The 24,351-nt window shown below is 65.0% G+C and carries 12 protein-coding genes; 5 read left to right on the forward strand and 7 right to left on the reverse strand.

Features of this window, described 5'->3' with window-relative positions; translation table 11 throughout:
* Positions 1 to 22 precede the first annotated feature (22 nt).
* The gene (locus AB4N80_RS25325) at positions 23 to 919 is read left to right on the forward strand and encodes a LysR family transcriptional regulator (protein WP_122567881.1); all 897 of its coding nucleotides are present in this window, start codon (positions 23 to 25) and stop codon (positions 917 to 919) included.
* 190 nt (positions 920 to 1,109) lie between these two features.
* On the opposite strand, the gene AB4N80_RS25330 is transcribed toward AB4N80_RS25325, so the two are convergent.
* The 5 genes from AB4N80_RS25330 to AB4N80_RS25350 form a co-directional block, all read right to left on the reverse strand.
* The gene (locus AB4N80_RS25330) at positions 1,110 to 1,337 is read right to left on the reverse strand and encodes an MbtH family protein (protein ID WP_014337323.1); all 228 of its coding nucleotides are present in this window, start codon (positions 1,335 to 1,337) and stop codon (positions 1,110 to 1,112) included.
* 84 nt (positions 1,338 to 1,421) lie between these two features.
* The gene (locus AB4N80_RS25335; protein WP_122567880.1) at positions 1,422 to 2,834 is read right to left on the reverse strand and encodes an aspartate aminotransferase family protein; all 1,413 of its coding nucleotides are present in this window, start codon (positions 2,832 to 2,834) and stop codon (positions 1,422 to 1,424) included.
* 97 nt (positions 2,835 to 2,931) lie between these two features.
* Entirely contained in the window at positions 2,932 to 3,453 is a 522-nt protein-coding gene (locus tag AB4N80_RS25340; protein ID WP_122567879.1) for a GNAT family N-acetyltransferase, read from the reverse strand.
* 224 nt (positions 3,454 to 3,677) lie between these two features.
* Entirely contained in the window at positions 3,678 to 5,009 is a 1,332-nt protein-coding gene (locus AB4N80_RS25345) for an ATP-binding protein (protein ID WP_122567878.1), read from the reverse strand.
* A complete protein-coding gene (locus tag AB4N80_RS25350; protein WP_122567877.1) occupies positions 5,006 to 5,686 on the reverse strand; it encodes a response regulator in 681 nt (226 codons plus the stop codon). Before AB4N80_RS25350 ends, AB4N80_RS25345 begins: the two co-directional genes overlap by 4 nt.
* 175 nt (positions 5,687 to 5,861) lie before the next feature.
* Here AB4N80_RS25350 and dsbD point away from each other — a divergent pair, with 175 nt between their 5' ends.
* Genes dsbD through dsbG form a run of 3 tightly spaced genes read left to right on the forward strand, consistent with a single transcriptional unit; the run spans position 5,862 to position 9,201 of the window.
* Positions 5,862 to 7,589, forward strand: a complete 1,728-nt coding sequence (gene dsbD / locus AB4N80_RS25355; protein ID WP_305470339.1) for a protein-disulfide reductase DsbD — start codon at positions 5,862 to 5,864, stop codon at positions 7,587 to 7,589.
* Positions 7,589 to 8,458 carry a TlpA disulfide reductase family protein gene (locus AB4N80_RS25360; protein WP_122567875.1) on the forward strand — a complete coding sequence of 290 codons (870 nt, stop codon included), beginning with the start codon at positions 7,589 to 7,591 and terminating at the stop codon, positions 8,456 to 8,458. The genes dsbD and AB4N80_RS25360 overlap by 1 nt, the downstream gene beginning before the upstream one ends.
* The gene (gene dsbG, locus AB4N80_RS25365; RefSeq protein ID WP_122567874.1) at positions 8,434 to 9,201 is read left to right on the forward strand and encodes a thiol:disulfide interchange protein DsbG; all 768 of its coding nucleotides are present in this window, start codon (positions 8,434 to 8,436) and stop codon (positions 9,199 to 9,201) included. Before AB4N80_RS25360 ends, dsbG begins: the two co-directional genes overlap by 25 nt.
* 164 nt (positions 9,202 to 9,365) lie before the next feature.
* Here the strand turns inward: dsbG and AB4N80_RS25370 are convergent, their stop codons facing one another.
* Positions 9,366 to 10,172: an alpha/beta fold hydrolase gene (locus AB4N80_RS25370; protein ID WP_122567873.1), complete on the reverse strand. Its 807-nt coding sequence runs from the start codon at positions 10,170 to 10,172 to the stop codon at positions 9,366 to 9,368.
* A gap of 216 nt (positions 10,173 to 10,388) precedes the next feature.
* Complete coding sequence (locus AB4N80_RS25375) at positions 10,389 to 23,375, reverse strand: non-ribosomal peptide synthetase (protein WP_460079431.1); 12,987 nt, start codon at positions 23,373 to 23,375, stop codon at positions 10,389 to 10,391.
* Positions 23,376 to 23,656: 281 nt separating this feature from the next.
* Between AB4N80_RS25375 and AB4N80_RS25380 the strand changes: the two genes are divergently transcribed.
* Positions 23,657 to 24,205 carry an RNA polymerase factor sigma-70 gene (locus tag AB4N80_RS25380; RefSeq protein WP_092327046.1) on the forward strand — a complete coding sequence of 183 codons (549 nt, stop codon included), beginning with the start codon at positions 23,657 to 23,659 and terminating at the stop codon, positions 24,203 to 24,205.
* The last annotated feature ends 146 nt before the right edge of the window (positions 24,206 to 24,351 follow it).

Here is a 24,351-nt window from a genome sequence, read left to right on the forward strand (position 1 = left end):
CACTTGGCCCCTGGAGGCAACAATGCCCCGTCGATTCGATCATCTGGCCGACGTGGAGGCCTTCGTCACGGTCGTGGAGAAAGGCACCCTCAGCGCCGGAGCCGTGGCGCTGGGCACCACACCTTCGGTCCTGAGCCGCGCCATTTCCCGCCTCGAAGCCCGGCTCGGGGTGCAACTGTTGCGACGCACGACCCGGCGGCTGAACCTGACCGATGCCGGCACGTTGTACCTGGAACAGTCGCGCTCGGCCTTTGCCCTGATTGACGACGCCGAGCGGCGAATCCAGGGCCAGGACGGTGTCTTGACCGGACGCGTGCGCTTGAGCGTACCGACCACCTACGGTCATTACCGCCTGCCATCGCTGCTGTCGCGTTTCGCCCAGGCGTGCCCGCAAGTTCGGGTCGAACTGAGCATCACCAACCGCAATGTCGATCTGGTCGCTGAGGGGTATGACTTGGCAATCCGCCTTGGGCCGCTGCCGGACAGCGGGCTGGTCGGGCGCAAACTCGAAGACGCCCGCCTTTGCCTGGTGGCTGCGCCGCAGTATCTGGAACGCGCCGGAACGCCCCGGCACCTCGATGAACTGGCTGCCCACGCTTGCCTGCCCTTCGTGATGCCCAGCAGCGGACGCATCGCACCCTGGCTGTTTCGCTTAAATCAGGAAGATCGAGAATGGCTGCCGACGGGCAATGTGCAAGTGTCCGACGATGTATTGGGCATCGTGTCCCTGGCTCAGGCCGGGATGGGGATCTGCCAGACCTATGACTTCATTGTCCGGGAGCGAATCGAGCGTGGGGAACTGGTGGCGTTGCTGGAGGACGTTGGCGGGCGCAGCCGACCGTTTTCGATCATCTACCCGCCCCATCGACAATTGCCAGCGGCGGCACGGGCGTTGATTGATTTTTTGATTGGGCAATAGCTGGTACCGCCGGCCGTCCCTGTGGGAGCGAGCTTGCTCGCGATGGCGGCGTGTCAGCCGGCATCGATGTTGCTGATCCGCCGCCATCGCGAGCAAGCTCGCTCCCACATGGGTTCCGATGTGACTGCAGGATTTGCATCCTCCCGCAGCCATCCTGTGGAAAGCTTCCTTGCTGCCACAGGTTCTACATTCAATGAACCGCAGCCGCCTGCTCCTCCATCTTCTTGCGCAGGCTCAGCGGGCGCATGTCGGTCCAGACTTCTTCGATGTAGGCCAGGCATTCCTTCTTGAAGCCGCTTTTGCCAACGGTGCGCCAGCCCTCGGGGACGGCCTTGTAGTCCGGCCAGATCGAATACTGTTCTTCGTGGTTGACCACGACCTGAAAGACGATGTCCTCGCGGTCGAATACTGAAGTCATGGGTGTCTCTCCATCTTTGCTCGAGGTTCGCTGCGTCGCATACGCAGCCAGGATATGAAAGGAACGTACGGGGCCGGGTGAAAATTAGCTGTCGGTGACCGCCGCATGCAGGGCTCGCCCGAAAATCTCGGCGACCCGGTCGATTTCCGCCCGGGTGATGATCAACGGTGGCAGGAACCGCACCACGCCGCCCTGCCGGCCGCCCAGCTCCAGGATCAGCCCGCGCTTGAGGCATTCGCGTTGCAGCCGTGGCGCCAACTGTGCATGCACGGGCGGATGACCGAGGGCATCCGGCTTGCCCGCCGGGTCTACCAGTTCAACACCAAGCATCAACCCGCGACCGCGGATATCGCCCAGTTGCGGGAAGTCCCGCTGCAGGATGCGCAGGTGCTCGCTCAAGCGTTCGCCCATGGCGGCGGCGTGGGCCGGCACGTCGTGCTCACGCAGATAGCGCATGACTGCGGAACCGGCGGCCATGGCCATCTGATTGCCACGGAAGGTCCCGGCGTGAGCGCCCGGCAGCCAGGTGTCGAGCCACTCGCGGTAAACCACCACCGCCAGCGGCAAGCTGCCGCCGATGGCCTTGGACAGCACGACCACGTCCGGGATGATCCCGGCATGCTCGAAGGCAAACATTTTGCCGGTACGGCCGAAGCCGCTCTGGATTTCGTCGACGATCAACGCCACCCCGGCCTGCTCGGTGATCCGCCGCAAGCCGCGCAGCCAGTCCAGGTCGGCGGGAATGACCCCACCCTCGCCCTGCACCACTTCGACGATGACCGCCGCCGGCAATTGCACGCCGGCCTCCGGGTCGTTCAGCAGGTTTTCCAGATAATGCAGGTTGGCCTTGACGCCCTCGACACCGCCCAGCCCGAACGGGCAGCGGTAATCGTAGGGGTATGGCATGAACTGCACACCACTGCTGAGCAAGGCGCCCAAGGGTTTCTTCGGCCCCAGGCTGCCCATCAGGCTCAATGCCCCCTGGCTCATGCCGTGGTAACCGCCCTGGAACGACAGCACGGTGCTGCGTCCGGTGGCGGTGCGCACCAGCTTGAGGGCGGCTTCCACCGCGTCGGTACCGGTGGGGCCGCAGAACTGGATTTTCGCCTCGGCGGCCAGCTCTATCGGCAACAGACCGAACAGATCCTGGACGAAGCGGTCCTTGACCGGCGTGGTCAGGTCCAGGGTGTGCAACGGCAGTTCATCGGCCAGCACCTGCTGGATCGCGTCGATCACCACCGGGTGGTTATGCCCCAGCGCCAGCGTGCCGGCGCCGGCCAGGCAATCGATGAAGGTACGGCCCTCGACGTCCTCGACATACAATCCCTTGGCGCGCTTGAGGGCCAGGGGTATCCGCCGTGGATAGCTGCGGGCATTGGATTCCTGCCGACTCTGGCGCGCCAGCAGTGGTGATTCATTGAACTGGTAGAGCGTCTCGGCCGGCACCGGGCTGACCCGGGCCGGCTGTGCTTCGATAAGGCTGTTGGCGACTGACATCTCTCGACCCCACAGTACGTAGTGACCCAAAACGACACACCGGGCAGGTGCGCATCCGGTCGGGGCGCACATGCAGGTTTCCTGTTGTGGAAACGCATCAGCCACGGGCGGATTTACTCGCGGGCAGCACTTTCGCCAGTGGCGCGATCAGTGGCTTGTGCATCGCGATGGACTTGACCCCGCCGACGGCGAAGGCGTCAGCGCTTTGCTCGAAGCCCAGGTGTCGATAGAACGCCTGGCTGCTACGGGTGCTGTTGAGACGCACCCAGGCCACCCCGCGCCCGCGCAGCCAGGCCTCGATGTCCCGCACCAGCGCCTGGCCGACACCGCGGCGGAAGGACTCCGGTTGTACATAGCAGAAGGCGATCCGGCCACTGGTCGAGGTCATGGCGACACCCACCGGCCGCCCCTGCAAACGTGCCAGGGTCAGGCGCAAGCGTGGGTCGGCCAACCAGGGGTGGATATGCGCAAGGGTGTTATTGCGTACCCAGGCGGCGACGATAGTGGGGTCGTTGCGGTGTTCGGCGGCACACCCGATCCGTATGGAGCGTTCGGCGATCCGGCTGATGATGCCGGCATCGCTGGGCGTGGCCGTGCAGATTTCGATGAACGTGTCCATGGCGCGGTTTTCCTCAGTCCTTGAGTCGAGCTGAAAAAAACATAGACCCGGATAAGGCCGAGGCGCCAATGGCGGATCGTTACAGCAGATGTACACAAGCCTGAAGAAGCAAATTCCGTGGGAGCAAAACCTGTGGGAGCAAAGCTAGCTCGCGATGGCAGCACCTTGGCCAACAGTCAGACCGAGGTGCCTGCCTCGCGAGCTAGCTTTGCTCCCACAGATAATTAACCGGGCAGCACCTGCACCGGCATCGTCAATTCGACCCGCAACCCATCCGGGCGGCTGTCGAAATGCAGCCCGCAGCCGCACCGCTGGACAATGGCCTGGACGATCGCCAGCCCTAGCCCGCAGCCGGTGCTCTGGCCGTTGCGCCAGAAGCGCTGGGTCAGGTGCTGAATGTCGTCGGCGGCGATGCCCGGGCCATGATCGCGGACCTGGAAGCGTACGCGCTGGCCAATCATTTCCAGGCTCAGTTCCACATCGGTATCGTCCGGGGTATGGCGCAGGGCGTTATCCAGCAGGTTGCGCAAGGCGGCGATGGAGAGCACCGCCGGCATCTGCACCGGTGCATCGGACAGCCCTGGGGCCAGGTGCAGCTTGATTCGCCGGGAATCGCTGCTGGCCGAGTCCTGGATCGCCAATCGCGCGACCTGCTCGGCATTGCAGTGCACGCCATCGTCGAACGACAGGCTGCCTTCGACCCGCGCCAGCAACAGCAGTTGTTCGAGGGTGCGATGCAAGCGGTCGGCGCCCTCCTCGGCCCGGGCCAGGGATTGGTCACGGGCGGCGCCCTCGGTCATGCGCGCCACTTGCAGGTGGGTCTTGATGGCGGTCAGTGGGCTGCGCAGTTCGTGGGCGGCGTCGCCGGTCAGCCGGCGCTCGCGTTCGATGGTCTTGCCGATGCGCTGGAACAACTGGTTCTGGGTCTCCAGCAAGGGTCGCAACTCGCTGGGCAGCGGATGGATCTGCAAGGGCTCCAGAGAGTCGGCATTACGCCGCATCAGCGCATCGCGCATGCGGTTGAGCGGCGCCAGGCCCTGGCCGATGCCCAGCCACAACAGGCACAGGCAACCGAGCAACGCCACGCCCACCGGCACCGAGGCGGCCAGCAGTATCGACATGTTCAGGGCTTCGCGCTCGATCTGGCGGTCGGCGGTGGTGATGCGCAAGTCGCCCCGGGCCAGGGTGAAGCTGCGCCAGGGCGCGCCGTCGATCATCTGGTCGTGGAAGCCCATTTTCTCGGCTTCCAGGACCTGTTCCGGGGTGCCGTGGCTGCGGGCCAGAATCTCCCCGCGCAAGGAACTGACCTGGCAGGCCATGCCGCCGGGAATGCTCAATTGCTCGGAGCTCAAATGCGTGCCGTCGCCCTTGCTGGGCAACGGCGGCATCTGTTCCAGCAACCCGGCGACCATCCGCGCCGAGGCCACCAGACGCTGGTCGAGGGAGAACATCATCTGGTTGCGCAGGTCACTGAGCATCCACGCCGCGGCCAGGGCCCAGATCAGGGCGAAGGCCGCGCCGAGGGTCAAGCTCAGGCGCAGTCGCAGGCTCATCACTTGGAGGACTCTCCGCCGTCGGCCGGCCCCAGGCGATAACCCAGGCCGCGCACGGTCTCGACAATGCCGTTACCCAGCTTGCGCCGCAGGTGATGGATATGGACGTTGAGGGCGTTGCTTTCCAGTTCGTCGTTGAACCCGTAGACGCTGTCCTTGAGTTGCTCGCTGGACAGCACCCGACCGCGACTGTGCAAGAGCGCCTGCAACAGCGATTGCTCGCGCCGGGACAGATCCACCGGCTGGCCGTCCAGGGTGGTCTCCCGACTGCTGGGGTCGTAGGTCAGGCGACCGTGCTCGATCAGGTTGACGCTACGCCCCGCCACGCGCCGCAGCAACGTATGCAGGCGCGCCGCGAGCTCGCGCAGGTCGAAGGGTTTGAGCAGATAGTCATCGGCGCCGGCCTGCAAGCCATCGACCCGGTCGGTCACCGAGTCACGGGCGGTGAGGATCAGCACCGGCGTTTCCAGCCCCTGCTGACGCAGTTGCCGGAGCAACTTGAGACCGTCCTCATCGGGCAATCCCAGGTCCAGCACCATGACATCGAACTCCGCCACGCCGACCATCGCCCGCGCCGCCGATGCGGTGGCCACGTGCTCGACCGTCAGGCCCTGCGCCGTGAGGCCGGCAACGATCCCGCTGGCAATCAACTCATCGTCTTCGCAGACCAGTACGCGCATGGTAAGCCCCGTGGAAAAAGGTACATTAGGCCGCCGGCCGATTAAGCCGACATTATGCGACGAGTACGGCCAACATGGGCGATCATTGCGGCCTGCCGGTCGTCGCCGGGTTAATCGACGGTTAATCGCCAGCCGCCATTGTGTTTTCCACTTGCTTCGTTCTAAGGCTTTATCCATGCGTCGATTGTTTTTGCTGTGGCTGTTCCTGATCTCGGGCCTGGCCCAGGCCGCCAATCCCTTCGAAACCAAACCCGATTTCCTGCCGGTGGAAAAGGCGTTCGTGTTGACCTCCGAACGCCTGGACTCCGGTCAGACGCAGCTGTTCTGGCAGATCGCCGATGGGTACTACCTGTATAAGCAGCGGCTCAAGTTCGATGGCCTGGCCGAGGCGCAGAAACCGCAGCTGCCGGAGGGTGAGGCCCACAGCGACGAGTTTTTCGGCGACCAGCAAGTCTATCGCCAGGCGCTGGAACTGAAGATACCCGCCGGTGCCACGGGCAAGATCAAGGTGGGCTTCCAGGGCTGTGCCGACGCCGGCCTGTGCTATCCACCCCAGACCCAGGTGATTGACCTGGGTGGCAGCGCACCCGCGGCGGCCACCGGCGAGGCGCCGGACCAGGCCCTGGCCAGCGGCCTGCAACAACGGGCCTTGGGCTGGAGCCTGCTGGTGTTCTTCGGCCTGGGCCTGCTGCTGGCGTTCACCCCTTGTTCGCTACCTATGTTGCCGATTTTGGCCGGGCTGGTGGTGGGCAGCGGCGCCGGACCGAGACGCGGCCTGGCCCTGGCCGGCAGCTACGTGATCAGCATGGCCCTGGTGTATGCGGCCATGGGCGTGCTCGCCGCGCTGCTGGGGGCTAACCTGCAGGCACTGCTGCAACAACCATGGCTGCTGGGCAGCTTCGCGGCCGTATTCGTGTTGCTGGCGTTGCCGATGTTCGGTTTCTTCGAATTGCAATTGCCGGCGGCGCTGCGTGACCGTCTGGAAAACGCCGGACGCCAGCGGCGCGGTGGCAGCCTGGTGGGCGCCGGTATTCTCGGGGCGTTGTCCGGCCTGTTGGTGGGCCCGTGCATGACCGCCCCGCTGGCCGGCGCCCTGCTGTACATCGCCCAGAGCGGCAATGCGCTGCACGGCGGGCTGATCCTGTTCACCATGGGCATCGGCATGGGTCTGCCGCTGTTGCTGCTGGTGACCGTGGGCAACCGCTTCCTGCCCAAGCCCGGCGCCTGGATGAACCTGCTCAAGGGCGTGTTCGGCTTCCTGTTCCTGGGCACCGCGCTGCTGATGATTCGCCCGATCATCGACGGCTCGCTGTGGATCGGCCTGTGGGGCGTGCTGCTGTTGATCGCCGCCTATAGCGCCTGGCGCCAGACCGAAGGCTTCGGCCGCATGGCCTACCTCTGCGGCAGCGCTTCGTTGCTGTTCGGCCTGTGGGGCAGCCTGCTGGTGATTGGCGCAGCGGGCGGTGGCGATGACCTCTTCCAACCCCTGAAGGTCTACGCCGGCAGCGAGGGCAGCGCGAGCGTCAGCGTCCACGACACCTTCGTTACCGTCAGCGAGCCCGCCGCCCTGCAACGGGAACTGGATGCCGCCAAGGCCCAGGGGCAGTGGGTGCTGCTGGACTATTACGCCGACTGGTGCGTGTCCTGCAAGATCATGGAAAAACAGGTATTCGGCCGCGCCGAGGTACTCGACGCCCTGCAAGGCGTGCGCCTGCTGCGCCTCGACGTCACCGCCGACAGCCCCGCCAGCCGCGAGCTGCTGAGCCGTTACCAGGTACCGGGGCCGCCGAGCCTGCTATGGATCGGCGCCGACGGTGAAGAGCGCCGCAGCCAGCGGATCACCGGGGAAGTCGACGCCAAGGCGTTCCTGGAGCGCTGGAACCTCACCCGGGACGCACGCTGATGCTGACGTTCACCCTCGGCACCTTCGCCATCGCCCTTAACCACCTGTTGCTGATCAGCGCCCTGGCCCTGGCGACGTTCGTCGGCTGGCGGGTGGCCAAGCGCGGTGGCGAGAACCCCGAGTCGGTGCTGTTCGTGCTGTTTCTACTGGGGCTTTTGGCCGCGAGGATCGGCTTCGTCGTCGCCTATTGGCAACATTACCGCGACGACCCTTGGCAGATCGTCGACCTGCGCGACGGCGGCTTCCTCGCCTGGCCGGGGATTGTGGCGCTGCTGATCGGCGCCTTGTTGTGGGCCCGGCACCGCCCGGCCCTGCGCCGACCGTTGGGCTTCGGCGTCGGCAGCGGCCTGCTGTTCTGGCTGGTGGCGACCCTGTCGCTGACGATTTATGAACAAGGCACCCGACTGCCGGACATCACCCTGCGCACCGCCGACGGCCAGACCGTGAAGCTCACCGACTACCAGGGCGGCCCGCTGGTGATCAACCTCTGGGCCACCTGGTGCCCGCCCTGCCGGCGAGAAATGCCGGTGCTCGAAGAAGCCCAGCAACAGCGCCCGGACCTGACCTTCCTGTTCGTCAACCAGGCCGAAAGCATGCAAAGCGTCAGCACCTACCTGGCCACCCAGGGCCTGAGCCTGACCAACGTATTGTTCGATGGCAGCGGCCGCCTCGGCCAGGCCGTGGGTTCCATGGCCCTGCCGACCACCCTGTTCTACAGCGCCGACGGCCGCCTGCTGGGCAGCCACCTGGGCGAATTGTCGGAAGCGAGCCTGGCCCGCGCCCTGGAAAACTTCGAAACACCGGGCTCGACCACGGTGCCCCACTCCGCCACAAGGAAACCGCCATGCCCCGCCTCCGCCACCTGCTGACCCTGGCCGTTGCCGCCACACTGTCGCAGGCCCCGTTGCTCCAGGCCGAAGAATTGCCTGCGGCCATCAAGAAGATCGAAGCCAAGGGCGCGAAAATCATCGGCACCTTCGAGGCCCCGGACGGGTTGCGCGGTTACGCCGCGCAATACCAGAACCGTGGCATGGCGCTGTACCTGACCCCGGATGGGCAGCATGTCCTGCTGGGCAACCTGTACGACGCAAACGGCAAGGACCTGAGCGCCGAGCCGCTGCAAAAACTGGTCTATGCACCGATGGCCAAGGCCATCTGGGCGAAGATGGAAGCGAGCAACTGGATCGCCGACGGCAACAAGGACGCACCACGCACGGTGTACCTGTTCAGCGACCCGAACTGCCCTTACTGCAACATGTTCTGGGAGCAGGCCCGGCCTTGGGTCAAGGCTGGCAAGGTGCAGTTGCGCCACATCATGGTGGGCATCATCCGCGAAGACAGCCCAGGTAAATCCGCCGCCTTGCTGGCCGCCAAGGACCCGGAAAAAACCCTGGCCGAGCATGAAAAAGCCGGCAAGGGCAGCCCGCTCAAACCACTCAAGGACATACCGCCCGCCATCCAGGCCAAACTGGACGCCAACCAGCAGTTGATGGACGAACTGGAACTGTCCGCCACCCCGGCGATTTTCTACCTGGATGAGAAAGGCGACCTGCAACAGCAGCAAGGCGCGCCGTCGCCGGACAAGCTGGTGAAGATTCTCGGGCCGAAGTGACCGACCGCCAGACCGCCACTGCAGCCCCCCTGTGGGAGCGAGCTTGCTCGCGATTGCGGCAGATCAGTCAGCATTGAGGTGACTGACATACCGCTATCGCGAGCAAGCTCGCTCCCACAGTGGATTTGCATCGGTCACAAAATCCCTGCACGCGATGACAACGGTCAGCGACGCAGGAACTCCAGCAACGCCTCGTTCACGAATTGCGGGTTCTCCAGGTTGGAGATATGCCCCGCCTCCGGAATCAACACACGGGCACACCCGATCAACTCGGCCATTTCCAACGCCTCGGACGGCGGACGCGGTTTGTCCTGGTCGCCGCACATCACCACTGTGCCCTTGGCATCCAGGGCATGCAGGCGTGGCAGGATGTCGTCCCGACCGAAAATGATCCGCCCCAGCGGCACGATGCTGTCGCGCAGTCGTTCAGTCGGCAGCGCGGCCAATGTGGCGCGGAACTGTTGATAGAGCGCCGACTGCGGATCGATACCCGGCCGGAAGAAGATCGGCACGACGATGTCCAGCAACGGCTCGGGAATGCTGCCGATGGCCTCGATCTTGTCGAACAGTGAAAAATAATAAAGCCGGGTCGGCTCCGGCTCGACGCCGACGTAGGTGTCCATCAATACCAGCGACTGCACGCGCTCAGGCGCCGCCAGCGCCAGCCGAGCGCCCCACATCCCGCCCACCGAAAGCCCGACCAGGTGGAAGCAGTCAATGTCCAGGTGATCCATCAACGTCAATGCCTGGCGGGCCAGGTCGTCCAGGGAGGTCATGCCCTCGGGCAATCGCCCGGACTGGCCGTGGCCCCACAGGTCCAAGGCAATGACCCGGTAATGCCGGGATAACACCTCGATCTGCGGCGCCCACATGGTGTGGTCCCACAGATAGCTGCTGCCCAGCAGCACCACCGGGCCCTGGCCTTGGTCCAGGTAGTGAAGCGGTTGTCCGTCGATCGTTGCAAAGGGCATGGGTGACCTCCTTGTTTGAGTCTGGAAAAAAGCCTTGGGAGACTGAGCGGTACAGAGTAAGCAGTCAACCTTTAGGCCAACAGTGCCTGTTCTGCCCTCATCGCGGGCAAGCCTTGCTCCCACAGAGTTGAAGCTCGAACACAGATAATCTGCTCGCAGCCGATCCCTGTGGGAGCAAGGCTTGCCCGCGATGAGGCCTCTATAGACGCCGCAAAACTACATTCCTTCCAACTCCGCCATCAAATCATTCAACCGATCCACCTTTTCCTCAGTGATTTCGCTGGCCGCCAGGCCATCGATGTAGTCGGCCAGTTCCTGCACCGTGCTGCACTCGAACATCGCCCGCAGCGGCACGTTGCGTTGCAGGGCCTTTTGCACCCGTGAGGCGATTTGCGTCGCCAGCAAGGAATGACCGCCCAGCTCGAAGAAGTTGTCCCGCACGCCCACGCGCTCGACTTTCAGCACCTGGGCCCAGATGTCCGCCAGGGTCTGCTCCAGCTCATTGCCGGGCGCCTGATAGTCCTGGCTTTGCAACTGGCCGATCTCCAGAGCCGGCAAGGCCTTGCGGTCGAGTTTGCCATTGGCGTTGAGGGGCAGGCAGTCGAGCCACAGCCAGTGCAGCGGCACCATGTACTCCGGCAGCTCGGCCCGCAGGCGCTGCTTGATGCGCTCCAGGCGTTCGGTGGGTTTCAGTGCCGAATCGGTGGCAACCAGGTAGCCCACCAGATGCTTGCCATTGGCGCCCTCCTGGACGCCCACCGCCCCATCGCGCACTTCCGGCTGTTCATGCAACCGCGCTTCGATTTCCCCCAGTTCGATGCGGTAGCCCCGGATCTTCACCTGATGGTCGATGCGCCCGACGTACTCCAACACCCCGTCGCTGCGCCGCCGCGCCAGGTCGCCGGTGCGATACAGCCGCTCCCCCGGTGCCCCAAAAGGGTTCGGCACAAAGACCGGGGCGGTGCGCGACGGATCGCTGACATAACCGCGTCCAACCCCCGTGCCCGCCACGCACAACTCGCCCACCGCGCCGAGCGGTACCAGGTCCAGCGCGCCGTCGAGCAGGTACAAACGGTTGTTATCGGTAGGCGTGCCAATCGGTAAGTAAGTGCCACGGGTCGAGGCCATGTCGACCCGGAAAAACGCTACGTCATCGGAGCATTCCGCCGGACCGTAGGCGTTCACCAGGCCGATATCCGGGTAGCGCAACAGCCATTGATGAGCCAACTGCGGCGGCATCGCTTCGCCGGTGGGCAGCATCCAGCGCAGGCCGTCCAGACCGATACGGTCCTGGGCGAGCATGCCCTGGATCAGCGACGGCACGCTTTCCAGCACGGTAATGCCCTGGTGTTGCACATGCTCCAGCAGCCCTTGCGGGTCGTGGGCTATGGCGTTGGGCACGATGTCGACCCGGGCGCCGAACAACGGTGCGGCGAGGAACTGCCAGACCGAAATATCGAAGCTTTGGGACGCCGTCTGGGCGATCACGTCCGCCTCGCTCAGCGCCAGGTACGGCACTTTGCTCAATTGGTTGTTGAGCATGCCGCGCTGTTCCACCATCACGCCTTTGGGCTGGCCGGTGGAGCCGGAGGTGTAGATCACGTAGGCCAGGTTATCCGGCCCGCTGTAGACGCCGGGGTTTTCCTGCGACACAGCGCTGGCCTGGATGGCTTCCCACACCAGCAACTTCGGCCGCCCGGCACAGGCGAACTCCTCCAGCAGCGCCAGCGCCTGGGCATGACAGGCCTGAGTGCAGACCAACAGCGGCGTGCGGCTCAGTTCGATGATGCGGCTCAGGCGCTGGCTCGGCAGGCCCGGATCCAGCGGCAAGTAGCCGGCACCGGCCTTGAAACTGCCGATGATCATGCCCAGCAGTTGTGCATCCCGTTCAGCCAGCAACGCCACCGGCTGATCCAGGCCGACACCGGCCGCGATCAGGGCGTGGCCGAGGCGGTTGCTGCGAGCATTCAACTCGGCGTAGCTGTAGCTCGCGTCCAGGCAACTGACCGCACGGCGGTGGGGATGGGCCGCGACCCGCGCCTCGAACAGCTCGACGTAGCTCTGCTCCAGCGGATAGGCATGCGCGCTCTGGTTGCAGCCCTCGATGAGGAAGTCCTGTTCTTCGGCACCGATCAGCGGCAGCTCGCTCATGTCGCCGTGCAAGCCCTCCATCAACGCCAGCAGCAACCGTTTGAACTCGCCCAACAGCCCCTGGACGGTGCTTTCATCGAAGTAGCGCTGGTCGTACGAAAGGTGCAGTCCCAGGTCATCCCCCGGGTAGCAGACCGCCGTCAGCGGGAAGTTGGTGTGGGTGCGCCCCGAGTCGGAGGTGGCATTGAGGCTTTGGGCACGGTCCAGCACCGAGACTTCCACCGGCGCGTTCTCGAACACGAACAGGCTGTCGAACAGCGGCTGGCCCTTGGGCAGTTCGCTGACTTCCTGGATGCTCACCAGCGGCAGGTATTCGTACTCGCGCAGTTGCATGTTGCGGTCCAGCAAATCGCTGAGCCACTGGCGCACGCTGCAGCGCTGATGGTCCTCGGGCATCTGCACGCGCAGGGCGATGCTGTTGATGAACAGCCCCACGGTGCGTTGCATCTGTGGCAGTTCCACCGGGCGTCCGGCCACGGTGACGCCGAACAGCACGTCGCGGTCGCCGCTGACCCGGCGCAGTACCAGGGCCCATGCCGCCTGGGCGAAGGTGTTGACCGTCAGTTGGTGGGCCTGGGCCAGTTCCCGCAGCCGTGCGCCGTCCCGGGCATCGAGACGGGTGTAGCAGTCGCCGACGATCATGCCGCCGCTGTCACCGGCGTGCTCGCGCAGGAACGGCCGGTCGCCAGGGATCGGCGTGGTCCGCTCAAAGCCTTGCAGGTTGCGCTTCCACCACTGCCGGGCGTCGTCCAGGCTCTGGTGTTGCAGCCAGCCGATGTAGTCGCGATAGCGCGGCGGCACGGCCAACTGCGGCTCGCGCTGTTCGCCCAGGGCGGTGTAGAGCTCGAAGAAATCGTCCATCAGCAGCGAACGGCACCAGGCATCGATGAGGATGTGGTGGTTACTCATCATGAACCAGTAGCGCGCCGCGCCGACCCGGATCAGCCGCAGGTGGAAGGGCGCCTGGTTCAATAGATCGAAACCGGCCTCGCGTTCATCCTTGAGCAGGGCCTGGAGCTTGGCTTCCTGGGCGTCTTCCAGCACCTCGGACCAGTCGAGGTAATCCACCGGCGTGCGGCCCGGCTTGTGGATAATTTGCAGCATGTCTTCGCCGACGTTCCAGCAGAACGAGGCGCGCAAGGCTTCGTGGCGAGCGATGACCGCCTGCCAGGCCTGGGCAAAACGCCGCGGGTCCAGTTCGCTGTTAATGCGGTAGCGATCCTGCATGTAGTACAGGCCGGTGCCCGGTTCCAGCAGGGTATGCAACAGCATGCCTTCCTGCATGGGCGTCAGCGGGTAGACGTCTTCGATCTGCGCGGCCGGCACGGGCAGGCTGTCGAGCTGGCCCTGGGTCAGCTTCGCCAGGGGGAAATCCGATGGCGTCAGGCCGCCCGCTTCGTCCGTCAGGCAATGTTCGATCAGGCGTTGCAACTCATCGAGGTAGGCCTCGGCCAGCGTGGCGATGGCCTCTGGGTCGTGACGCTGAGCGCTGAAGGTCCAGCGCAGCACCAGCTCGCCGCCGCTGACCTGGCTGTCTACGCTCAGTTCGTTGGGCAACGGTGCATCGGGATCGTGGATCGCCCCCAACGGCGCATCCAGCGGCTGGAACAGCGCATCCTGACCGAGGGTCTGGTCGAGCTGCCCCAGGTAGTTGAAGGTGATCGCCGCGTGCGGCAGGCCGGCCATCGCCTCGCGAGTCGCCGCGTCCGCCAGGTAACGCAGCACGCCATGGCCGAGGCCCTTGTGGGGCACCGCGCGCAGTTGCTCCTTGATGCTCTTGATCGAGACACTGAAATCTGCGGCCGCTGGACTCAGGCGCACAGGATAGACGCTGGTGAACCAGCCCACGGTGCGGGTCAGGTCGAGGTCGTCGAACAGCGCTTCACGGCCGTGGCCTTCAAGCTGGACCAAGGCCGAATCATGGCCGCTCCAACGGCACAGCACCCGGGCCAGCGCCGTGAGCAGCAGGTCATTGACCTGGGTGCGATAGGCGCTCGACGCCCGTTGCAGCAGTTGCCGGGTGCGCTCGGCGTCCAGGTGCACGCTGACGGTTTGCGCGTGACGTTCCTGCAGCCCGCCGTCAGGATTGGCGCACGGCAACGCCAATGGCGCACCGCTCAACTGCGCTTGCCACCAATCCAGTTCTTCGCGCAAAGATTCGCTGCCGGCGTAGGCCTGCAAACGCGCGGCCCAGTCACGCAACGGGCTGGTCTTGGCCGGCAGTTGCAGCGCCTGCCCGGCGCTGAGCTGGCGATAGACAGTTTGCAGGTCGTCCAGCAGCACCCGCCACGACACACCGTCCACCACCAGGTGATGGATGACGATCAGCACCCGTTGCTGGCCATCCGGGAACTGCGCCAGCACGGCACGCAGCAACGGCCCGGTGGCGAGATTGAAACGGCTCTGCGCCTCGGCGAACAACGCTTCGCACGCCTGCGCGGTGTCCACGCAGACCTGCTGCAACAGCACGGCGCCAGACAACGACTGGTGCTCGGCGCACCACTGCCCGGCGCTTTTGTCGAAGCCCAGGCGCAAGGCATCGTGGTGCTGGAAGACGGCGTGCAACGCCCGTTCCAGAAGTTGCGGTGCCAGGGCCGTGGTCGGCTCCAGCACCAGCGCCTGATTCCAGTGATGCCGGTTGGGGATCGGACGGTCGAAGAACCAGTGCTGAATCGGCGTCAGCCCCGATTCACCCTGCAACAGCCCCTGCTCGGCGTGCACCTGCTGGCTGCGCGTGGCAACGGCGGCCAGGGTCTGTACGGTCTGGTGCTGGAACAAGTCCCGGGGGGTGAAATGAATACTCTGCTGTCGGGCGCGGCTGACCACCTGGATGGACAGGATCGAGTCGCCGCCTAGCTCGAAGAAGTTATCGTTGAGGCCCACCTGCGTCACGTTCAGCACCTCGCACCAGATCGCCGCCAGGGCCTGCTCCAGAGCATTGCTCGGCGCCACGTAGTGTTGGCGATTGAGCTCAAGATCGGGCAGCGGCAAGGCGCGGCGGTCGAGCTTGCCGTTGGCGGTCAGCGGCATGCTCGCCAGCAGGATCAGGTGCGTGGGCACCATGTAGTCCGGCAGTTGGGTCTTGAGATGGTTTTTCAGTGCCTCGCGCAGAGCCGCTTGTTGCTCGTCGTCCTGGCTGGCGATGTCGCTCACCAGGTAGCCGGCCAGTTGCTTGCCGCCAGGCATGTCGAGGGCCAGGACCACCGCCTCGCGCACCGCCTCATGTTCCAGCAGACGGGTTTCGATTTCCCCCAGCTCGATACGGAAACCACGGATTTTCACCTGATGGTCGATCCGTCCCAGGTATTCCACCAGCCCGTCGGCACGCTGGCGCACCAGGTCGCCGGTGCGATACAGGCGCCCGCCCTCGGTGGCGAACGGGTCGGCGACGAAACGCTCGGCGGTCATGCCCGGACGCTGGTGATACCCCTGGGCCAGACCGGCGCCGCCGACATACAACTCACCCGTGGCGCCTGGCGGCACCAACGCCAGGTCGGCGTCGAGGATGTACGCCACCCGGGCGCCAATCACGCTGCCAATCGGCACACTGGCCGCGCCCTCCTCCAATTGCTCTGGGGCCAGGCTTGCCAGGGGCATGACCACGGTTTCGGTCGGGCCATAGGCATTGAAGAACAGGCTCGGGCTGAACGCGGCGCGAATGCGCTGCAAATGCTCGCCCGTCAGGGCTTCGCCGCCGGTGATGCACATGCGCACGGGCAAGGTCTGCCCTTGGGTCGCCAACCACTGCGCCAACTGGCTGCCGTAGCTGGGGGTGAAACCGAGGATGTTGATGCGGTGCTGGCGAATCAGCCCGCAGATTTCCTCGGCGTCCCACTGGCCCTGGGCCCGCAGCACCACGTGGGCGCCACTGAGCAACGGCACCAACAGGCGTTCGGTGGCCGCGTCGAAGTTGATGGAATAGAAATGCAGTTCGCAATCGTCCGGGCGCATGCCAAAGCGCTGGATCACCGCCTGGCAATGCATGGCGATTTCACCGTGGGACACCACCACGCCCTTGGGCTTGCCGGTGGAACCGGAGGTGTAGATCAGGTACGCCTGATGCTGTGGCAGATTGATCAGCGGCAGCGAGTGATCCGGGTATTGGGCCAGGGCCGCCGAATCATCTTCCAGGCACCAGCACCCCACACCCTCAGGCAATGCACCGAGGGCCTGGAGCATCGCCCGGTCGCTGAGCAGCAGGCTGATGCCACTGTCTTCGATCATGTAGCTCAAGCGGTCCAGCGGGTATTCCGGGTCCAGCGGCACATAGGCACCGCCAGCCTTGAGGATCGCCAACAGGCCGATGACCATTTCCAGCGAACGCTCCAGGGCCAGACCGACCCGCACCTGCGGCCCAACGCCTCGCTCGCGCAGGCTCCAGGCCAGGCGATTGGCGTGGCTGTCCAGTTGCGCATACGTCAGGGTCTGCCCGGCGAAGGTCAGGGCTGGGGCGTCGGGACGCGCCCGGGCCTGTTCGTCGAACAGTGCGTGGAGGCACTGGTCCAGGCGATGCTCACCGGGCTCGACACCCAGGCTGTCGAGCAGTTGTTGCTGCTCGCTGGCGCCCAGCAACGGCAACTCGCTCAGCCGCCGGGCCGGATCGTCCAGCAACGCTTCCAGCAGATTGCGCCAGTGCCCGGCCATGCGTGCGATGCGCGGTTCGTCGAACAGGTCGGTGCTGTAGGTCAGGCAGCACCCCAGTCGCTGATCCAGGTCGGTGACCTCCAGGTTGAGGTCGAACTTGGTGGCCCGGGCGTCGTTGACCAGGTATTCGACGCTCATGCCGGCCAGGGTGCGGCTCTGCTGGAATTCCCAGCGCTGCACGTTGCACATCACTTGGAACAACGGGTTGTAGGCCGCACTGCGCGGTGGTTGCAGGGCTTCCACCAAATGATCGAACGGCAAATCCTGATGGGACTGGCCTTCGATGACGGTGTGGCGCACCTGCTCAAACAATTCGCCCACCGACATCTGCCCGTCGAGCTGGCAACGCAGCACTTGGGTGTTGAGGAACGCACCGATCAAGCCTTCACTTTCCGGGCGGATGCGGTTGGCCACTGGCGCGCCGATGCGCAGGTCGGTCTGGCCGCTGTAGCGGTAGAGCAGCACGGCCAGGGCGACGGTCATGGTCATGAACAGGGTCAGGCCCTGCTGCGCATTGAAGGCGCGGACCCGCGCTGCCAATTCATCGCTGAGATCGAAACGGAACAGTTCGCCGCGATGGCTTTGCACCGACGGACGCGGGCGATCGCCGGGCAGCTCCAGCAGCGGATGTTCGCGGCCCAGTTGCGCGGTCCAGTAGTCCAACTGCCGTTGACGCTCGCCGGATTCCAGCCATTGGCGCTGCCAGACGCTGTAGTCCAGGTACTGCACCGGCAACGGTTCCAGCGGGGATTCACGGTCGTCGACAAAGGCTTCGTACAGCGCGCTCAGTTCACGGGCGAAAATGTCCATCGCCCAACCTTCGGTGACGATGTGGTGCAGCGTCAGCACAAAGTAATGCTCATGCTCGGCGGTCTTGACCAGACAGGCCCGCAGCAGCGGACCGGTTTCCAGGTCGAAAGGCTGGTGGGCCTCGCTGTCCGCCAGTTGCTGCACCCGCTGCTGGCGAATGTCCGCAGCCAGCCTCGAGAAGTCCTTCCAGCCCATGCGCAGGCCCGTCTCGCCGTGCACCTGTTGGCGAGCCACACCGTCGACGCTCGGGAACGTGGTGCGCAGGGTTTCGTGGCGCAGGATCAACGCCTGCAAGGCCGCCTCGAAGCGCCCGACATCCAGCACCCCGCGCAAGCGCGCCATGCCGCCGACGTTGTAGGCCGGGCTGTCCGGCTCCATCTGCCAGAGGAACCACATACGCTGTTGGGAATACGACAGCGGCACCGGTTGGCTGCGGTCGACCTTCTCGATGGGCGGCTGGCGGTTGGTCTGGCCGCTGCCCTGGATCAAGCGCACCTGTTCGGCGAAAGCCCCAAGCTCACTGGCCTCGAACAAGGTGCGCAGTGGCAGCTCGACGTCGCAGACCTGGCGGGTGCGGGAAATGATCTGCGTCGCTAACAGCGAATGGCCGCCCAAAGCGAAGAAATCATCCCGCAGGCCGACGCGCGCAAGGCCCAGCACGTCGCGCCAGATACCAGCGATTTGCTGCTCAAGGGCGCTGACCGGCTCGACGTGCTCGCGCACCTGCCATTGCGGCTCGGGCAAGGCGCGGCGATCGAGCTTGCCGCTCGGACCCAGGGGCATGGCGTCCAGGCGCAGCAGTTGAACAGGCACCATGTAGTCCGGCAGCTCGGCGGCCAGGGCGGCCTTGAGCCGGGTGTTCAATTCGTCCTGGCCGAGGGCAACCTCAGGCGCGGTGTAATAACCGATCAACTGCTGGCCAGCCGAGGTGTCGCACACCAGCACCGCCACTTGGGCGACGCCGTCCTGGGCCAGCAGGCGCGCTTCGATTTCCTGCGGTTCGACCCGGAAACCGCGCAGTTTGACCTGCTGGTCTAGGCGACCGAGGTATTCGATCACGCCGTCGGCGCTCCAACGTGCCCGGTCGCCGGTGCGGTACAACCGCGACCCGGCCGGCCCGATTGGGTCGGCGACGAAACGCTCGGCGCTCAGGCCCGGACGACCGAGGTAACCCCGGGCCAGGCCCAGGCCGCCGATGCACAGCTCGCCCGGCACACCGGCCGGCACGGGATTGAGGTCGCTGTCGAGCACCCGGCACAGCACGTTGCCCAACGGCCGCCCAATCGGCGAGCGCTCGCCATCGGCTTCAGTGCACTGCCAATGGGTGACGTTGATCGCGGTTTCGGTCGGGCCGTAGCGGTTGTGCAATTGCGCCGACGGCAGGCGCGCCAGCACCCGGTTGCGCAACTCGGCCGGCAAGGCTTCGCCCCCAGAGAAGACCCGTCGCAGGCTGCTGCAATGGGCACTCAGCGGTTCGTCGACGAACAGGCTCAACAGCGGTGGTACGAAGTGCAGCGTGGTGACGCCAAACTGCTGCGCCAACTGGGCGATGCGGTGCGGATCACGGTGCTCGCCGGGGCCGGCCAGCACCAGTTGGCTGCCGGTGATCAGCGGCCAGAAGCATTCCCAGACCGACACATCGAAGCTGATGGGGGCCTTTTGCATCAGCACATCGCTGGCATCCAGCCGGTAGGTCGCTTGCATCCATTGCAGGCGCTCGGCCAGGGCCGCGTGGGTATTGCCGACGCCTTTGGGCTGGCCGGTGGAGCCGGAGGTGTAGATCACGTAGGCCAGGTGATCGCCGTGCAGGTGCAGGCCCGGCGGGTTGCTCGGCCATTGTTCCAGGTGCAGGGCGTCCATGGCGATCACGCTGACACCCTCGCAAGCCGGCAAGCGTTCGAGCAACGCGGTTTGGGTCAGCAGCAAGTCGACGCCGCTGTCGTCGAGCATGTAGGCCAGGCGGTCGGCCGGGTAGTCCGCATCCAACGGCACATAGGCACCGCCGGCCTTGATGATGGCCAGCACGCCGATGAGCAACTGCGGCGAGCGCTCGGCGGCAATCGCCACGCACACGTCCGGGCCAACGCCCTTGTCCCGCAGGTAATGGGCCAGGCGATTGGCCTGGAGGTGCAGCTCGGCATAATCGAGTTGACCGCCGTCCCAGCGCAGGGCGATTCGTTGCGGCGTGCAGCGGGCCTGCTCGTTCAACAGCTCCGGCAACCATTGGCTGGCCGGCGCGCACGGGGCCGCGCTCCACTGCTGCTGTTGGCTATGCTCATCGGCGGTCAACAGCGGCACATCGCCGATGGCTTGCTGCGGATCGGCACAGACCGCTCGCAACAGGTTGCAGTAATGCACTGCCAGCCGCTCGATGGTCGTCGCCTCGAACAGTTCGTCGGCGTAGTCGAACGAGAGGGTCAGCCGGCCGTTGCGATCTTCTTCGCTGTGCAATTGCAGGTCGAACTTGGCTTCGCGGCTGTGCCACGGTAATTCCTCGGCCAGCAACCCCGGCAAACGGCGCAAGGCACTCAGGTCACGCTGCTGGTGGTTGAACATCACCTGGAACAGGCCTTGTTCGCGCGCTTCGGGAAACGCTTCGAGCAGTTGTTCGAACGGCAGGTCCTGGTGGGCCTGGGCTCCGAGCGTGGCTTCCCGGGCCTGGGCCAGCAGCGCGGCGAACGGTTGACGGGAATCGACCTGCCCGCGCAAGACCTGGGTGTTGATGAAGAAGCCGATCAGCCCCTGGGTTTCCAGGCGCGGACGGTTGGCATTGGGCACACCGACGCGGATGTCGGATTGCCCGGTGTAACGCTGCAACAGCGCCTGGAAGGCCGCCAGCAACAGCATGAACGGCGTCGCGTCATGGGCCTGGGCCACATGGCGCAGGGCCTCGCCGAGATCCTTGTCCAGACGCAGGCTGTGCCGCGCGGCGCTGCGCAGACGTTGAGCGCTACGTAGGTGATCCGTGCCCAGCACCAGGGCCGAATGTTCAGCGCCCAGTTGCTGCTTCCAGTAGCTCAGTTGGCGCTCGGCCTCACCCTCGGCGAGCCACTGGCGTTGCCAACTGCCGTAGTCGGCGTATTGCAAGGGCAACGGCGCCAACTCGGCGATCTGGCCTTGGGAGGCGGCGGCATACAACCGGGAGAATTCTTCGAGCAATACATTCATCGACCAGCCGTCGGCGATGATGTGGTGCAGCGTCACCAGCAGTTGATGGTCATCCTCGTCGAGGCGCAACAGGGTGACCCGCAGCAGCGGCCCCTTCTCCAGATCGAACAGCGTGGCCGCTTCGTCTTCTCGAACCTGCCGCGCCCGGGCTTCGCGCCGGCTCCCTGGTTCGTCACTGAGATCGATCACCTGCAGCTTGAATTCGCCAGCCGGATCGACCTGTTGCAAGGCCACGCCATCGCGTTCCAGAAACCGCGTGCGCAAGGACTCATGACGCTCGATCAGTTGCTGGAAACTGGCGCGCAACGCGTCTTCGTCCAGCTCGCCGCGCAGGTGCAAGGCGCCGGGAATGTTGTAGGCGCGGCTCGTCGGGTCGAGCTGCCAGGTGATCCACAAACGGTTCTGCGCCAGGGACTGTGGCAGTGGCGCGTGGCGCGGCAATGCGCTGATCGCACCCTGGGCCCGGCCGCCGTCCTGCTGCTGGTTCGCCACCGCTGCCGTGAACGCAGCCAGGGTCGGGGCTTCGAACAACAGGCGCAGGTTGAGCGCCAGCCCGAGGGTTTCGCTCAATCGTGCAATCACCTGGGTGGCGGCGATGGAGTTGCCGCCCAGCAGGAAGAAATGATCGTCGGCCTGGACCTGCTCGACCTGCAATTGCTCCCGCCAGACTTGGCCGATGAGGGCTTGCAACTCGGAGGCTGGGGCAAACTCATCAACCCCGTCGACTTCGACGGACGGGAACTGCGCATAACTGTCCAAGCTGCCGTCGGCCAATCGGCTGCGGCAGGCCGAGCGCTGCAACTTGCCGCTGGAGGTCTTGGGCAGCGCGCCGGGGTTGAGCAGCACCACCACGCTCGGGGCTTGCTGGCAGGCCTCGGCCACGGCCTGGCGAATGGCTTTGATCAAGGCCTCTGGCGGCAGGACTTTCTGCACGCTGCGGCTGATTTCCGCGGCGATGCCGATGCCTTCCTCGCCGTTGTCGTTGACCGCGAACACCGCCACCCGGCCCTTGCGCACCACTTCCACTTCGCGCTCGATGGTTTGCTCGATGTCCTGGGGATAGAGGTTGTGCCCACGCACAATCAGCAGGTCTTTCAGGCGACCGGTGATGAACAGTTCGCCGCAACGCCGGAACCCCAGGTCCCCGGTGCGCAGCCAGGTCCGGCCGTCGTGCTGGACAAAGGTCTTGGCGCTGGCTTCGGGGTTGCGCCAGTAGCCCAGGGCGATGCTCGGCCCGGCGGCCCAGACTTCACCGACCTGGTTATCGGCCAACGGCTGCAACGTGGCGGGCTCGACGATCAGCACCGCGTGCCCGGGTTGGCTGACACCGCAACTCATCACCGCGCCGCCCTGCCCCGGCTCGACCCGGTTTTGCGCCAGCGCCGCGTCATCCACCCGCAGCGAAGGAATGCCGTGGCGGCGTGGCGTGCCGGCGACGAACAAGGTCGCTTCGGCCAAGCCATAGGAGGCCATGAAACTGTCCGGCGTGAAGCCGCACGGGGCGAACTTCTCGGCAAAACGCTCCAGGGTGTCGAGGCGGATCGGCTCGGAGCCGGAATAGGCCACACGCCAGCCGCTCAGGTCGAGACGCTGCAGGGCCGAATCACTGACCCGCTCGCTACACAACCGGTAGGCGAAATCCGGGCCGCCGCTGATGGTGCCGCCGTACTCGCTGATCGCTTCGAGCCAACGCAGGGGTCGGGCCAGGAAATAAGCCGGAGACATCAATACGCAGGGAACGCCGCTGAACACCGGCTGCAACAAGCCACCGATCAGACCCATGTCGTGGTACAGCGGCAGCCAACTGACGATGACGTCGTCGGGGTTCAGGTCGATGCCGAAGCCATGGCGAATCAGCAATTCGTTGGCCACCAGGTTGCCGTGGCTGACCTGCACGCCCTTGGGCAACGCGGTGGAACCGGAGGTGTATTGCAGGAACGCAATGTCATCGTCCTGCAGCGTCGGCATCCGCCATTGCCCGGCGCAGGCCGGGTCGAGGGTATCGACGCACAACACCGGCGGCGCCGATTCGATGGCTTGCAGCGGCTCGCGCAGATCACTGCTGGTGAGCAGCAGGCGCGGTTCGGCGTCTTTGAGGATCGACAGCAAACGCTCCTGATGATGGCGACGGGCGGACTCCGGTGGATAGGCCGGAACGGCAATCACCCCGGCATAGAGGCAGCCAAAGAACGCTGCGACGTAATCCGGGCCGCTGGGGAACAGCAGCACGGCGCGATCGCCCAGTGCCGCTTCGGCCTGCAAGGCGCCGGCAATGGTCCGGGCGCGCAGGTCCAGCTCGCGATAACTCAACACCACACCCTGCTCCGGGGTGTCGGCAAGGAAGCGCAAGGCCACCCGGTCCGGCGTCAGCGCGGCGCGGCGCTGGAGGGCATGAGCCAGGGTGCTGGGGAGTTCGAACGCGTCGGTCATGGGGGTTTCCTGCCTGAATTCGGCTTGCAAGTTGTCCCCCATGGAACGGATAGCCCCGACAAATAATTAGTCGGGCCGCCGACTCACCACACCCTGCAGCGAAGCATCCGACAGTCACGCGCCGCGGCAATGGGTCGCGGGGCCGAGGCTGGATTTTATTGCACCAATAATTCTCCTTCTCAATTGACAATCATTATCATTAAGCCTAATTTGGCGCTCGATGTGTAGGACGGGTCCGCCATCCGGACGTCCCGCTAACTTTTTGCAGCAAGGTGAATTCCATGACGGAACAAGTATCCACAAGCAGGTGCGACTCACCGTTACTCCAGGCGTTCGTCGATAACCGACTGATCCTGGTCAAGATCGCGGCGCGCATTACCGGTTGCCGGTCCCGCGCGGAAGATGTGGTACAGGACGCTTTTTTCCGGCTGCAATCGGCGCCGCAGATCACCTCCTCGTTCAAGGCGCAGCTCAGCTATCTGTTCCAGATCGTGCGCAACCTGGCGATCGACCACTACCGCAAGCAGGCGCTGGAACAACGGTACTCGGGACCGGAAGAGGAAGGGTTGAACGTGGTGATCCAGGGTGCTTCGCCAGAAACCTCCCATATCAACTTCTCCACGCTGGAGCACATTGCCGACGCCCTGACCGAACTGCCCAGCCGTACCCGCTATGCCTTCGAGATGTACCGCCTGCACGGCGTGCCACAGAAGGACATCGCCAAGGAACTGGGCGTCTCGCCGACCCTGGTGAACTTCATGATCCGCGACGCCCTGGTGCATTGCCGCAAGGTGTCGGGGGTTCGGGGGGATACTTTCGCCCGGCGGTAATGCGGGCAGCAGTTCCGGCCCCATCGCGGGCAAGCCTTGCTCCCACAGGTTACCTGTTCACAAAAAGGTGCCTGATAGAGATCCTGTGGGAGCAAGGCTTGCCCGCGATAGCGTCCTGACGGCAGCCACTTGGGCCGAGCTGAACC

It is taken from the genome of Pseudomonas sp. H3_A02 (genome assembly GCF_054671965.1).

Excerpts from the sequence above, each read along its gene's own strand:
- AB4N80_RS25350 (WP_122567877.1), bottom strand. The coding sequence starts at position 5,686 with ATGCGCGTACTGGTCTGCGAAGACGATGAGTTGATTGCCAGCGGGATC.
- AB4N80_RS25340 (WP_122567879.1), bottom strand. The coding sequence starts at position 3,453 with ATGGACACGTTCATCGAAATCTGCACGGCCACGCCCAGCGATGCCGGC.
- AB4N80_RS25330 (WP_014337323.1), bottom strand. The coding sequence starts at position 1,337 with ATGACTTCAGTATTCGACCGCGAGGACATCGTCTTTCAGGTCGTGGTC.
- AB4N80_RS25325 (WP_122567881.1), top strand. The coding sequence starts at position 23 with ATGCCCCGTCGATTCGATCATCTGGCCGACGTGGAGGCCTTCGTCACG.
- dsbD (WP_305470339.1), top strand. The coding sequence starts at position 5,862 with ATGCGTCGATTGTTTTTGCTGTGGCTGTTCCTGATCTCGGGCCTGGCC.
- AB4N80_RS25335 (WP_122567880.1), bottom strand. The coding sequence starts at position 2,834 with ATGTCAGTCGCCAACAGCCTTATCGAAGCACAGCCGGCCCGGGTCAGC.
- dsbG (WP_122567874.1), top strand. The coding sequence starts at position 8,434 with ATGCCCCGCCTCCGCCACCTGCTGACCCTGGCCGTTGCCGCCACACTG.
- AB4N80_RS25375 (WP_460079431.1), bottom strand. The coding sequence starts at position 23,375 with ATGACCGACGCGTTCGAACTCCCCAGCACCCTGGCTCATGCCCTCCAG.
- AB4N80_RS25360 (WP_122567875.1), top strand. The coding sequence starts at position 7,589 with ATGCTGACGTTCACCCTCGGCACCTTCGCCATCGCCCTTAACCACCTG.
- AB4N80_RS25380 (WP_092327046.1), top strand. The coding sequence starts at position 23,657 with ATGACGGAACAAGTATCCACAAGCAGGTGCGACTCACCGTTACTCCAG.
- AB4N80_RS25370 (WP_122567873.1), bottom strand. The coding sequence starts at position 10,172 with ATGCCCTTTGCAACGATCGACGGACAACCGCTTCACTACCTGGACCAA.